Origin of the sequence: Staphylococcus auricularis (assembly GCF_051172115.1) — a bacterium.
Taxonomy (GTDB): Bacteria; Bacillota; Bacilli; order Staphylococcales; family Staphylococcaceae; genus Staphylococcus; species Staphylococcus auricularis_A.
In genome coordinates, this window is sequence record NZ_JBPIZN010000001.1 from 636,022 (window position 1) to 648,630 (window position 12,609).

At 36.3% G+C, this 12,609-nt stretch carries 13 protein-coding genes and 1 tRNA gene; 2 read left to right on the forward strand and 12 right to left on the reverse strand.

The annotated features are described in order from the left end of the window. Positions 1-206 precede the first annotated feature (206 nt). From ACSBRB_RS03080 to ACSBRB_RS03120, 9 genes are all read right to left on the reverse strand, one after another. The gene (locus ACSBRB_RS03080; RefSeq protein WP_435031564.1) at positions 207-2,537 is read right to left on the reverse strand and encodes a penicillin-binding protein; all 2,331 of its coding nucleotides are present in this window, start codon (positions 2,535-2,537) and stop codon (positions 207-209) included. Further along, a complete protein-coding gene (gene ftsL, locus ACSBRB_RS03085) occupies positions 2,518-2,913 on the reverse strand; it encodes a cell division protein FtsL (protein WP_435031565.1) in 396 nt (131 codons plus the stop codon). Before ftsL ends, ACSBRB_RS03080 begins: the two co-directional genes overlap by 20 nt. A gap of 13 nt (positions 2,914-2,926) precedes the next feature. Further along, the gene (gene rsmH / locus ACSBRB_RS03090) at positions 2,927-3,862 is read right to left on the reverse strand and encodes a 16S rRNA (cytosine(1402)-N(4))-methyltransferase RsmH (RefSeq protein WP_435031566.1); all 936 of its coding nucleotides are present in this window, start codon (positions 3,860-3,862) and stop codon (positions 2,927-2,929) included. A gap of 14 nt (positions 3,863-3,876) precedes the next feature. Further along, positions 3,877-4,308: a division/cell wall cluster transcriptional repressor MraZ gene (gene mraZ / locus ACSBRB_RS03095; protein ID WP_059106612.1), complete on the reverse strand. Its 432-nt coding sequence runs from the start codon at positions 4,306-4,308 to the stop codon at positions 3,877-3,879. Between the two features lie 148 nt (positions 4,309-4,456). Further along, positions 4,457-6,070 (reverse strand): bacillithiol biosynthesis cysteine-adding enzyme BshC, encoded by a 1,614-nt coding sequence (bshC, locus tag ACSBRB_RS03100; RefSeq protein WP_435031567.1) that lies wholly within the window; start codon positions 6,068-6,070, stop codon positions 4,457-4,459. A gap of 222 nt (positions 6,071-6,292) precedes the next feature. Further along, positions 6,293-6,970: a YjjG family noncanonical pyrimidine nucleotidase gene (locus tag ACSBRB_RS03105; protein WP_435031568.1), complete on the reverse strand. Its 678-nt coding sequence runs from the start codon at positions 6,968-6,970 to the stop codon at positions 6,293-6,295. 229 nt (positions 6,971-7,199) lie between these two features. Then, on the reverse strand, positions 7,200-7,334 hold the full coding sequence (locus ACSBRB_RS03110) for a beta-class phenol-soluble modulin (RefSeq protein WP_083498146.1): 135 nt from the start codon (positions 7,332-7,334) through the stop codon (positions 7,200-7,202). 39 nt (positions 7,335-7,373) lie between these two features. After that, complete coding sequence (locus ACSBRB_RS03115) at positions 7,374-7,508, reverse strand: beta-class phenol-soluble modulin (protein ID WP_435031569.1); 135 nt, start codon at positions 7,506-7,508, stop codon at positions 7,374-7,376. A 47-nt stretch (positions 7,509-7,555) separates the two neighbouring features. Further along, a complete protein-coding gene (locus tag ACSBRB_RS03120) occupies positions 7,556-7,690 on the reverse strand; it encodes a beta-class phenol-soluble modulin (protein ID WP_435031570.1) in 135 nt (44 codons plus the stop codon). Between the two features lie 678 nt (positions 7,691-8,368). On the opposite strand from ACSBRB_RS03120, the gene ACSBRB_RS03125 reads away from it, so the two are divergent. Both ACSBRB_RS03125 and ACSBRB_RS03130 read left to right on the forward strand, forming a co-directional pair. Continuing rightward, on the forward strand, positions 8,369-9,814 hold the full coding sequence (locus ACSBRB_RS03125) for an efflux MFS transporter permease (RefSeq protein ID WP_435031571.1): 1,446 nt from the start codon (positions 8,369-8,371) through the stop codon (positions 9,812-9,814). A 356-nt stretch (positions 9,815-10,170) separates the two neighbouring features. Further along, positions 10,171-10,244 (forward strand) — tRNA-Arg (locus ACSBRB_RS03130). Between the two features lie 292 nt (positions 10,245-10,536). On the opposite strand, the gene ACSBRB_RS03135 is transcribed toward ACSBRB_RS03130, so the two are convergent. The 3 genes from ACSBRB_RS03135 to racE are packed head-to-tail and all read right to left on the reverse strand — an operon-like array spanning position 10,537 to position 12,443. After that, on the reverse strand, positions 10,537-11,049 hold the full coding sequence (locus ACSBRB_RS03135; RefSeq protein ID WP_435031572.1) for a YfcE family phosphodiesterase: 513 nt from the start codon (positions 11,047-11,049) through the stop codon (positions 10,537-10,539). Next, positions 11,049-11,633, reverse strand: a complete 585-nt coding sequence (locus ACSBRB_RS03140; protein ID WP_435031574.1) for an XTP/dITP diphosphatase — start codon at positions 11,631-11,633, stop codon at positions 11,049-11,051. The genes ACSBRB_RS03135 and ACSBRB_RS03140 overlap by 1 nt, the downstream gene beginning before the upstream one ends. Positions 11,634-11,642: 9 nt before the next feature. After that, a complete protein-coding gene (gene racE / locus ACSBRB_RS03145; protein WP_435031575.1) occupies positions 11,643-12,443 on the reverse strand; it encodes a glutamate racemase in 801 nt (266 codons plus the stop codon). Positions 12,444-12,609 lie beyond the last annotated feature (166 nt).

The window sequence follows — 12,609 nt, forward strand, 5'->3', positions numbered from 1 at the left end:
TTTTCATCATTCAACGCCTGTAAAACTGAATCTGCAGAGATACAAGCTTTATATGTATCACGATCAGAGACGTAACTGGATACCCCTTACTTTTGGTTCATCAAGTTACGAGACTCTGACGTGTATAAATTTTTCTACTGTAGGGACAACTGAACGAGCTCACTAAGTTTTAAAATTATTAATTCCAAAGATAAAGCACATCAAGATCACTCATCACCTTCTTCAGATGATGTATCTTTGTCAGTATCTTTCGAAGAGGATTCAGAACGATTTTGTGATTTGTCATCTGAACCATTTCCGTCACTCGAAGTGTTACTGTCTTTTAAACTTTGACTGTTACTATCGTCGTTCGATGACTCACCATCTAGTCCTTTAGCATTTAATGTCACAGTCACCTTATCATTTTTACTGATATTTTGACCTTTAGAAACGCTTTGATCTGTCACAAAGCCACTACCTTTCATATTGATATTCAGTTGAGCCATTTTTTCAAATGCAAGGACATCTTCTTTCGTCCATCCTGACATATCCGGCATAGTCAAGTCACCATCAGTGAGTAAGAGGACGCGACTATTAGGTAACAATTGGTTACCAGTTTGTGGCGATTGGGTTTTAATCTTATTACCGTTACCAATAACGGTCGCATTGAGTGATTTAGATTTCAACATGTCTTGTGCTTTATCTGTAGATTGTCCTTCGACATTAGGCACTTTACTATATTTGACGTCTGAATTAGATTTGGTTGATTTTCCATCTACATTTAAGTATTTGAGTGTATTTTCCATGATAGGATTAAACGCTTTACTTACACCCATTTCATACGCTTCTTGGTCATTTTTCTGTGCTAAGCTCATGCCAGCATAAACAATAACTTTCGGATTATCTTTCGGTGCGTCACCAATAAAGCTAACGAAGTAAGGATTCTCACCTTCAACGTATCCACCGTTATCATTATCGGCGACTTGAGCGGTACCCGTTTTACCTTCTAAGCTATAGCCATTGAGACGATAATTGACCGCATGGCTTTCTTTACTGTTAACGACTTTATCAAGTTCAGAACGTACTTTTTTAGCAGTATCTGCATCGATCGGTTTACCTGCGATTTCTTTCTTACCTTCATAGTACGTATCTTTTTCAGTTGGATTGTTAATTCGATCGACAAACCATGGTTTCAACATATTCCCATCATTGAGAAAGGCTGAATGTGCTTGAATCATCTGTGCTGGTGTGACAGTTGTAGATTGACCGAACGCAGATGTTTTTTGTTGTGCTTCATTTTGCCAAGCAATTTGACCAGGCGCTTCACCATCGAATAAACTTTGTGTTTCTTTTCCAAAGCCGAAACGTTCATACCAAGATTTCATCTTATCTGCGCCCACGAGATCTTGAAGATGCATCATGAGTGTATTAGATGAATAAGTGAATCCGAGTGACATCGGGATGTCGCCCCAACCGACTTCGTTCCAGTCAGAAATGCGAGAACCCATCACATCTCTATGTCCAGATTTATATTTTTTATCTAGTTTAAATTCACCTTCTTGAATGGCTGCTGCTAAACCAAATGATTTGAATGTTGAACCTGGTTCATATGTGTTTTGATAGAGGTCATTCGCCCATTTTTCTCCTAAACCTGAACCGGTCTCTGGATTAAACGTAGGACGTTGGCTGGATGCTAATATTTCACCGCTATGCGCATCCATCACGACCGCAAAGACATCTTTAGGTTTGAAATGATCGACCATATCATCGAGTGCTTCTTCCACAAATACTTGAATGTTTGAATCTATCGTCAGATGTACATCGTCACCACGTTGTGACACTTTTTCTTTTTTCGTGTTCGGAGCAATGTAGCCCCAAATATCCTGGATATAAGATAATGAACCTTTGCGACCACTAAGGTAACTATCAAATATTTTTTCTACGCCCATGACACCTTTTAAATCACCAGAGTCTGGGTTTTTCTGAGCCATACCTACAAGGTGTGAGCCGAAGTTACCGTTAGGATAAAAACGTTCTGTTTCAGGGAACAGATTGACCCCAGGTAATTTCATATCTTCTATTTTTTCTTTTTCTTGATAAGTTAAATTCGTACCTTTTTGGCCGAACTCAACTTGGAACGCTTTGTTATTATCTAATTTCTTTTCTATTTCTTTCGGTGATAAATCAATCACTTGTGATAATTTTTTAGCTGTTTTTTTCTTATCGACGACGTGTTTCGGCTTTTCACTGCCTTCACTCGCCTTTTTATCAACGACGGCGACAAGTTTATACCGTTCAACATCTTCCGCTAAAATCTTGCCGTTCCTATCGTAAATCTTACCTCTTTCAGGTTGCTCTTGTTGTTGTACTAAATATTTTTCATTCGCTTTTAACATTAAATCCTCACCAGAAGAATGACCGGTAAGCATAATATATGAATATCTTAAGATCAACGTAAAAAAGAGCAGTCCGAATCCACAAATGAGTAGGACTGCCCCTATTTTATTCTGTTTTATTTTGAATTTCGGTTTTTTTAGCTTAATTTTTCGCTTCGCCATTATTACGCACTACCTTTACATTATCGTTCTTAAGGCCCATTCTTTGATCTTTTGCCTTTTCGTAAATGCGTTCATATGAAGAGTTCTTTTTGATTTCAGATTCTAATGCGCTATTCTCACTGGCTTGTTGTTCAATTTTTGTATCTAAATCCGCAATTTTTCCTCGAGTATCGTACGCATCCATTTTTAAAGATAGCATATAAATACTTATTAAAGCAATTACAGTTATTAGGCTTATGTATAACATTTTTTCAAATTTAGTTAATCCAACAACGACTTTCTTAGTTACAGTTTGCTTCTCGGTGGAAGGTCTCGTCTCTGGTGTCGGTTGTTGCTCTGCTTGGTTATAAGTTTGATATACCTTTTCTACTGCCATTCCACATTCACTCCTATTTCATTATTTCAGCGACACGTAACTTAGCACTACGCGCACGATTATTTTCTGTTAAATCCTCTTCACTAGCGGTAATAGGTTTGCGATTCACACGTTTGAGCTTCGGTGTATACGCTTCTGGTAACACTGGTAATCCTCTGGGAACATCCGGCCCTTTTTCGTACTCTTGGAACATTTGTTTACATAAACGATCCTCTAAGGAGTGGAACGTGATGACAGAGATTCTTCCGTTTACTTTTACTAAATCGATCGCTTGTTCTAAAGAATCTTCAAAAGCTGCAAGTTCATCGTTGACTGCAATTCGTATAGCTTGGAAAACGCGTTTAGCAGGGTGTCCACCTTTCCGTCTAGCTTTGGCTGGTATACCTTCTTTTATAATGTCTACAAGTTCTAATGTTGTTTCAATTGGTTTTGTTTCACGATGCTGCTCAATACGTCTGGCGATTTGTTTCGCGAATTTTTCTTCACCATAACGTTGGAAAATTCTCATCAAATCATTGAATTCCCAATCATTTACGACATCGTAAGCGGATAAGGATTGTGTTTGATCCATTCTCATGTCCAATGCGGCATCGTTGTGATAGCTAAACCCACGTTCTGGCACATCAAGTTGTGGGCTCGATACTCCAAGGTCGTAGTAAATGCCATCAACCTTTTCAATATTTAAATCCTCTAATATTTGAGTAATATTTCTAAAATTATTATGTATCAATGTCACTTTATGCAAATGATCTTTCAGTACGTTTTTCGCATTTTTTAATGCTTCTTCATCCTGATCGATTGCGATGAGGTGACCATCATCGCTGAGTTGTTCTAATAGATAGAGCGCATGACCCGCGCCACCAAGCGTGCAGTCCACGTAGACACCATCTTCTTTTATATTCAGCTCATCAATGGTTTCTTTCAGCATCACGCTAATATGATGAAACACGATCATTCCTCCAATTACATATCAAAATCTATTAAATCTTCAGCGATATCTTCAAAACTTTCTTCAGATGTTTCATAGAAATCGTTCCATGTATCTCTATCCCAAATTTCTATGTGGTTTGAGACACCAATTACAGTACATTCTTTTGTTAAATTGGCATATTTTCTAAGGTTTTGAGGAATGTTGATACGTCCTTGTTTATCTAACTCCACTTCGATGGCACCTGAGAAGAACATACGCATAAATTTACGCGTATCTTTTTTTGTCATAGGTAAGGTTTTCATTTTTTCTTCTATAATTTGCCATTCATCTAAAGTGTAGCCAAACAAACATTTATCGAGGCCTCTAGTGATAATAAAACGTTCATTTAATTCAAAACGAAACTTGGACGGAACGATCATACGTCCTTTGGTATCCAATTGGTGTTCGTATTCTCCCATGAACATTTTATATCACCTCACCTTCCATATCTATAATTTACCACATCTCACCACTACCCTCCACTAATTATGCAATTTTCCTCCAAATTTCTTTAAAAAGCATAAAAAAATACCATTCATCAATTTGATGAATGGTATTGAATCCCTTGTCGCTCTAAGGTTCTATAATAATTTGATCAAAAGTGTAAGAAAGTGGAGGGAAAGTGGAGGGATTGAACATGTTTTTCCCAAAATCATTCATAACTTGTAATGGATTCCAAATTCTCTCTTGTAATCCACCCATTGGATGGAGCGTATGGTCTAATTCATTGAAGTGTTTCATACTTACATCATTTTCACGTTCAATGTTAAGCAAATAGCGATTTAATAGATAATCGTACTGTGCTTGGTGTATTTGATTGTTTTTTTTAAGTAAAACTTGATTGTCATTATTATTCGCCACTTCTTGGCACAATGAATCATATAGTTTAGCTTGTGCGTCTTTGAGTTGTTCAACTGACTCTATAAACGTATCAGAAGCATGAGCACGAACAAAGCGTGCTTTATATGAAGCGATACCTTGATTGATCACTTCTTTTTCATCGAGATCGTACATATTTAATAACTTATTCGTGCGTGGATATTTGTAGGTGATACGCATGCGTGGCAGTACAATAGGCATCGGTACGTCCAACGTTTCAAAAACGCGTCTTAGCTCAGCCCAATATTTGATTTCACTTGGTCCACCGACAAAGGCTACAGTATTAAACAACCACTCTTCCATAATGGGTCTTGTCACCACATTGTTTGAAAAGCGTTGTGGTTCTGCTTCGACGAGCTCAAGTAATTCTTGTGCAGTGTACGTCTCATCACTTTTAGCCATCGTAAAGTGTCCATCTTCAAAATGTAGTAACTGTCTACGGTCATCTTCATGTAAAAACAGATGCACATTTGTATCCGTTTGAATCATTTGGGTTAAGCCACTGTCCACCGTTTCTTGTTGATTGTCTCGAAAAGCACGATCTATTTCTTCATGAGATTGGATCATTGTTTTTAACATTGGTACTTCTAACTCGCGGAGTTGATGATCTTGCGCATCTATAACTAACAAACCGTAATCTTTAAAGACTTCATGAATTAACGCTTTAAAAATATCTGTCCAACTATCATATGTATCAATAATACGTTGGTACATGTCTAAAATGTCTTTCGTATGGTTTGTTTCATCTAATTGTTTAAACATGTCATGCAATGTTGATCTCAATTCACCTTTGTCGGGTATAAATCGAGCCACATTAGATTCAGGCGGTTCTAATGTATGATATTTAACCTTATGAAGCGCTGCATCCTTTCTATTATATGTGTAAGTGTGGTTAACTTCATCAAAGTCGTGATCCTCACCTGCAATCCAAAATACAGGAATGACTTCAGTTTCATACTGCTGACTCAAGCTTTGACTCAGTTGTATAATGGATATAATTTTATGGAAGGTATAAAGTGGTCCACCTAACAAACCAGCTTGTTGTCCCCCAATGACAACCTTTGCTCCCTCACTCAACTGTTTGAGCGATTGCTTTTGCTTATCAGTTAAAGTTAAATCACTCATATAGTCTGCGATAATATGAGCGAGCGCACTTTCTCTACCATTATTTGGACTATTTAATTTCTGTTCATAATGTGCCTGTGCCATGGCATCAAATTGATAAAAATTCATTAAAGTTGCATCGCTGTGTTTAATTCGATTAATGAATTGGTCCTTTTCATCTAATTTTACTGTCTTACAGTCCATTCGCTATTCTCCTTATATTACTTTATTAAAACTAAGTATAAAGTGTAGCGGCTTGAATGACAATTTTACGGCTTGTATACCACACATTATTTTCAAAATATTCTATTTAGCTGTGAGAATTATGAAAATATGTATAGAACTCGTACAATATAATGTGAATTTTTCGCATCCTAATATGAATTAAAGGCTTACTACACAACTGAATGATTACAAAACCTACATTTATAATAGCTGTTTTAATGTTGTGATCGTATAATCCGGTTTAATATCTGTATGGTTCTCTAATTCGTTAGGATTAAACCAATACGATGTGAGGTTGGCATTTTCACCGCCAAGGATATCAGAAGTTAATGAATCACCCACGATTACGGATTGTTCTCGTTTATCATTTCCAATACGATCAAAAATATAGTCGAAAAACTGTGGGAGTGGTTTTTGATAACCTGTATCTTCAGAGACGAACATGTCATTAACAATATCTTTAAAAGGGGTGCGTGCTATTCGATCACGTTGAGTCACACCCACACCATTTGTCACAATGTATAACTCATTTTGTTCAGCTAACTGTTTTAACGTCGTGACGATATCAGCTTCATGAAACTGGGGTGGTGCAATGGCAAGCCCTGCCCTAAACACTTCATCCGCTTCCTTTCCATCGACATCAATCCCGCGTTGATCAAAATAAACTTCAAAACGTTGGCTAAGTACTTCTTCTTTAGACAACTTCGCTTGCTGAAATGCTTCCCAATGTTGTTGGTTAATCGTCATAAAACGTCCGAGTTCTTCATCATTACCATCCACTTGGAACAACTCACAAAGACGAAAGAAAGCAAATCGTTCCGCACTTTTAAAGTCGACTAATGTATCATCATAATCGAGTAAAATGACTTTATTTTGCATCCTCATGACCTCTTTTCTATTTCAAAAGTCATTTTCTAGCATAAAATGAAAGCTGGAATTTGGCAATGTGTAAAGGCTTTAAATAATGATGAAAATAATACAAATATTGTGAGGTGTGAGGAAATATTAAGAGGGAGAGTGAAGTGTAAATTAAATGCAATTTGCATAAAAAAAGAGGTTAAGACACATGTCCTAACCTCATTGGAGTAATTTTAACTTATGGTAAGAATTAAAGTCCGATTACTTTACCTAGTAAACCTACACCGCTTTCAACGATATCAACGATGCTTGAACCTAATTCAGAGTCGTTATTGTTTTGCGCTGCTTGTACTGTGTTTGCGATTGCTTGAGCTAAATCTTTCATGTATATCTCTCCTTTGAATTTAATAAATTATTATGAGTCTTATAGTCCGAAAATGCCAGTTGCTAAGTTTACGCCTTGTTCTACGATGTCAACAATGCTTGTACCTAATTTAGCACCGTCTCCGTCGATACCTGCTTGAACTGTGTCTCTGATTGCGTCGAATAAACCTGTCATGAAAAACAACTCCTTATAAAATATTTATTATATACTTAATGCTAAAATTATTGACCTAAAAAGCCAGTTGCTACGTTTACACCTTGTTCTACGATGTCAACGATGTTTGTACCTAATTTAGCGCCGTCTCCGTCGATACCTGCTTGAACTGTGTCTCTGATTGCGTCGAATAAACCTGTCATGAAAAAACAACTCCTTATAAAAATTTATTGTCTCATTTATTTGTTAAAACGATATCGCAACGTTGTTTGTGTTTCGTTATCGTTTCGTTATCTTTACTATAGTACATCCCACTTCAGTTGTTGGGAATTTTTCTCAAGTCATGCTTTTGCACTCAAACCTGTTGAATACAACCTATTAAACGACAGTTAGGCATCCGATTCTGTATGACTTTTCTGTAAAATCAGCCTTATTAATATGTCTTTTTGTAAAAAAGTATGATATATTTTTCACTTAACCGCTTACACCGTGTTTATAAAAAGTTAAAAATGCTCATTCTATAAATAGGGAGAAAATATTTAAATACATATGAGAAGTCTTAACTGTACATTTTTGTTGCATAACTGTGGGTCATATCCTATTTCAAACATATTTTAAAACTCTGACGTCCAAACGGATACTAGCTAAGGCAACATGTAAACAAACTTATTTAAAAGAAAGTGATTAAAATAAGTGACAGCCTACTCTTTTTTATTACTGTGGGATAATGTCTATCTTTTTTAATTTTTACACAACTCTGGAAAAATGATATCCAAATCGAATGTGTTTAGCTTATTCATAAAAAAGCGTATAATATACAATTGTGACATTATAGAAATGGAGTGATAATAGTGAAGTAACTATTGTCGAGAAAAGAGAAAATGACTGAACTATTTATCTTAGCATTTATTACCATCTTTGGTATCGGTTCTCAATTCTTCACAAACTTATCTTACAGTTTAAATCAAGGTGTCATACAAACATCTTTTGGGATTGGTTCTAAAGATTTAGTCATTCCCGCTATTATAGGAAACTTTGCCTTTGCAGCAGGTATTCCATTAGGACATACCTTCTCACATCGATTAAGTTTTAAAAGAAGTTATATGTTATTTATTTCACTTTTCCTATTAGGATCAGTGATCGGATTAATTTCATTCAATCTCCCTGTCATTACGATTGCAAAAACCATTCAAGGTTTTAGCTCTGGCGTACTATTTTTCATTTTACTTCCGAAACTATTTAAATCATTTCCAAAACGTTTTAGAAACATATTCTTATTCATGATCATCATCGGCATGTTCGGCGCAAGTGCACTTGGTGGTTTATCAGGATCATTCTCCGTTGAACTCAACGAATGGAAATGGATTTTCTTAACTAACGTTATCGCATCTATTTTATGTCTGATTCTCGGTGCATTTTACTTAAAAAGACAAGAGTACTACGTAAAAGAAACACACCACGTAGATTGGGCAGTCATAGTGCATTCATCAATTGGTATTATTGCTATGATTATTCCAATGGTAATTCTCGTACATAATGGTTTAAGCACAGTTTGGTTCTGGATTTCCATCGCTTTCGCAGTCATTTACATCATTATCTTTTTAACTGCGAATAGTCGATCTTTATATCCGATTATGCACTTTAAATCATTATTATCAATCAAACCATTCTTCGGAGCTATCATGGCAATTTCAACCCATTTAACCTTATTGACCGCAATTGCCGGTATCAATATTTTCTTATTAAAAATACTAAGAACACCTTTTGAAATTAACGCTAAATTCTATGCGTTCTTCTTCGTAGGTGTCATCATTGCAGCGACAATTAAAATGTTATTCTTCGATAAACTCGGCGCAGGTATCTTAGGTGTATTCGGTGCCGTCTCCATCTTATATGTCAGTGTACACTGGATCATCCTACGAGATTCGGTTAACCTTCCGTTACTTTATACGCAAGGTGCACTCCTTGGTTTTGGTGCAAGCATGACCCTCGTAAGTGGTTCAATGGCAACCTTATTAGATGGTGACTTAGATCTAGCACCAGAAAGAGCACGTACCATGCATTCTCTTAGAAACTTATTTGCAGCATTACTCGTTCCGGTTATTTCTTTCATTACGAAAGCAAATGTCCACAACGGTGTTGAAGAGCTTAAAAGTCAAAACATCACAAGTAAAGCTGAATTTCTAACTAAATTCCAAGATGTTGCAATTTATGCAGGACACGTCGTGTTCTACCTCATGATCTTCTTTAACATCATTATGCTGATCTCATCTATCATACAAATCATCCTAGGTAAAGGTAGAAGAATTGCGCCTAAGCCGAATTAAGTTAAATAAAAAAAGTGGTACAGCCCATTGATCTTAAACAATGGTGTGTACCACTCTTTTTTGTTTATATCATTACATTCTTTACAATTTTTTCATAAAAGAGTTTGAAGTATCGTTTTTGTTTTATGAACTATTTTAGAAGTGCCACATTGGATCGTGTGTGTCGCTGCGAAGGGAAATGGAGCGACTTTTTAGCTATTACTTTCAGTTTGACAGAAATAACAATATAATGAAAAATGTATCAACACTTTAAAAAAACGCCTATTATAGTGCAAAATCATCATTATTTTTCACCCACGTGCTATTGATTTCTTTACATTAATTAGATATAATTAATCTTGTGTTAAAAAAGTCATGTCCTGGTAGCTCAGCTGGATAGAGCAATGGCCTTCTAAGCCATCGGTCGGGGGTTCGAATCCCTCCCAGGACACTAACTGATATTTTAGATATCCCGAAAGCCTTGATATAACAGGGTTTTCGGGATTTTATTTTTCCAAAAGTCGAATCATTTTGACGCAAATTTGACACAAAAGGACACAAAAAAGACACTTATTTGACACGTGAAAACACTTAAACAATATACACATCACATGCTGAGTTTCAAACTTAAATCACAAAAAAGCGTGGCTACCAATTTAAACGACTAAATTGATGACCACGCTTATTTAGTAATAGCTAACTCTACGCTTCGTTACCCTATCCTCAAAATCTATTCAAACTTTCTAAATATCAAACTCTACTGTATCGATCACTGCATGCGCTCTATTTCTAAAATGCAGTGTCGCATGTTGTTCATCCTCATCAATAAGAAGTTGCGCAAAAGTTTCTTCAATATCACTTCTTGATTGTGAAATGCTACCAGGATTAATGACATGTACACCACCAATGTTTTCATATTTTGCAATATGTGTATGCCCATAAAATGCGAACTGACATCCTTCTTCTCGTGCTTTTTGTGCGAGGTATTGACGTGTCATATTCACTTGATATAAATGTCCATGAGTCACAAAAGCACGCATATCGTTTTGTTTCACTTCTGTTTCGTTAGGAAATTCTGGATAAAAATCTGTATTCCCTTTGACTCTAGTGAAATAGCTTAATTCAGTATCATCGTATGCAAACTCTGAATCTCCTAAATGTAATGCCACATCGACGTCTGTATAGTTTGAAATCACTTCGTACAGGATACCTTGTTCCGTGTGATTGTCACTGACTATAATCCATTGTTGTGTCATCAGTCATCGCCTCGATTTAAATAGGTTTGAAGTTGGTCAATCGCACGACGTCTATGACTGACTTCATTTTTCTCCTCTGCAGAGAGTTGAGCCATGGTTTTATTTTTCTCTGGTAAGTAAAAGATTGGGTCATAGCCGAAACCATTTTCACCTATTTTTTGTAGTGTGATTTCGCCTTCTACAACGCCTTTAAACTGAACGGTTGGATCACCTGGTGTACTCATGCTAACGACACATACGAATTGCGCGTCTCTCGCTTCACTATCGTCTAAGATTTTTAACAGCTTTTCAATATTTGCATCGTCATCTTTATCTTCTCCAGCAAAACGTGCGGAATATACGCCTGGTGCACCGTTTAAACTCATCACTTCCAAGCCGCTGTCATCAGCAATCACACGTTTATTAAGTGCTTTTGCAGCCGCTTCAGATTTAAGCTTAGCGTTCGCTTCAAACGTATCTCCTGTTTCTTCCACATCAAAGCCTTCGATTAATTCAGAAATCCCAATAACATTATACTGAGGAAAGATGACTTTAAAATCATTAATTTTACCTTGATTGTTCGTTGCGATAACAATATCTTCCATTTATATCACCTATTCATCTACTTTAATTTGCTCCACAGTTACATCCATATTTAACCACTCAAAAATGATATATTCAATATATTTCGTTTCTCCAGTAGAAAAGAAGCGATGTGGTGGATTTTTAGTGTGATCGGCGTGTTCGTTACTAAAGGTTAATAATGCGCTGACTTCTCGGGCGGTTTCTAAACCTGAAGAAATAACCGTTTTTTCACCGTTAAAGAAATCATTAATTGGGCGGTAAAGCAATGGATAATGTGTACAACCAAGAATGACCGTGTCGGCTTTACAATGACGTACGTCTTTTAATGTTTTATGTACAATAATGCTCGTAATCGTAGGATCTTTATAACGGATTTGTTCTACTAATGGTACAAAGTCAGGACAAGCGACGCCATCAACTGAAACATTAGGATTAATATTTTTAATGTGTCGTGGGTAAGCTTCAGATTTGATTGTACCTTCTGTCCCTAAAATTAATACTTGATTATTTTTAGTCGTCATGATCGCCGTACGAGCACCTGGTTCAATCACGCCAATGACAGGAATAGGTAATATTTCTTTTAACGTTTTCAACGCCACCGCTGTAGCTGTATTACAAGCAATGACGAGCATTTTAATATCCATTTCCATTAATTTCTTAGACAACTGTAATGTAAAACGTTTTACTTCATCACCTTCACGTGGACCATAAGGACAACGTGCAATATCACCTAAGTAATAAATCGTTTCGTTTGGTAATTGACGCATGATCTCTTTAGCTACGGTTAAGCCCCCAACGCCTGAGTCAATCACACCGATTGGTTTATCCATAATTTCAACTTCCTTATTTTAGAGTCGCCTTTCATTGTAGCATATCAGATTCATGTAATTCATATATGACGCATGTATTAACCACGGACAAAATTAATCTTAAATATAAAAAGTCTCCATCAATGTGACGTGTTCAGATAAACAGCATTGATAGAGACCTTAACAA

What these genes read in the sequence shown, in the direction of transcription:
- ACSBRB_RS03120 (WP_435031570.1), bottom strand. Translation starts at nt 7,690, where the DNA reads ATGACAGGTTTATTCGACGCAATCAGAGACACAGTTCAAGCAGGTATC.
- ACSBRB_RS03110 (WP_083498146.1), bottom strand. Translation starts at nt 7,334, where the DNA reads ATGAAAGATTTAGCTCAAGCAATCGCAAACACAGTACAAGCAGCGCAA.
- racE (WP_435031575.1), bottom strand. Translation starts at nt 12,443, where the DNA reads ATGGATAAACCAATCGGTGTGATTGACTCAGGCGTTGGGGGCTTAACC.
- ftsL (WP_435031565.1), bottom strand. Translation starts at nt 2,913, where the DNA reads ATGGCAGTAGAAAAGGTATATCAAACTTATAACCAAGCAGAGCAACAA.
- ACSBRB_RS03115 (WP_435031569.1), bottom strand. Translation starts at nt 7,508, where the DNA reads ATGACAGGTTTATTCGACGCAATCAGAGACACAGTTCAAGCAGGTATC.
- mraZ (WP_059106612.1), bottom strand. Translation starts at nt 4,308, where the DNA reads ATGTTCATGGGAGAATACGAACACCAATTGGATACCAAAGGACGTATG.
- ACSBRB_RS03080 (WP_435031564.1), bottom strand. Translation starts at nt 2,537, where the DNA reads ATGGCGAAGCGAAAAATTAAGCTAAAAAAACCGAAATTCAAAATAAAA.
- ACSBRB_RS03125 (WP_435031571.1), top strand. Translation starts at nt 8,369, where the DNA reads ATGACTGAACTATTTATCTTAGCATTTATTACCATCTTTGGTATCGGT.
- ACSBRB_RS03105 (WP_435031568.1), bottom strand. Translation starts at nt 6,970, where the DNA reads ATGCAAAATAAAGTCATTTTACTCGATTATGATGATACATTAGTCGAC.
- ACSBRB_RS03140 (WP_435031574.1), bottom strand. Translation starts at nt 11,633, where the DNA reads ATGGAAGATATTGTTATCGCAACGAACAATCAAGGTAAAATTAATGAT.
- bshC (WP_435031567.1), bottom strand. Translation starts at nt 6,070, where the DNA reads ATGGACTGTAAGACAGTAAAATTAGATGAAAAGGACCAATTCATTAAT.
- ACSBRB_RS03135 (WP_435031572.1), bottom strand. Translation starts at nt 11,049, where the DNA reads ATGACACAACAATGGATTATAGTCAGTGACAATCACACGGAACAAGGT.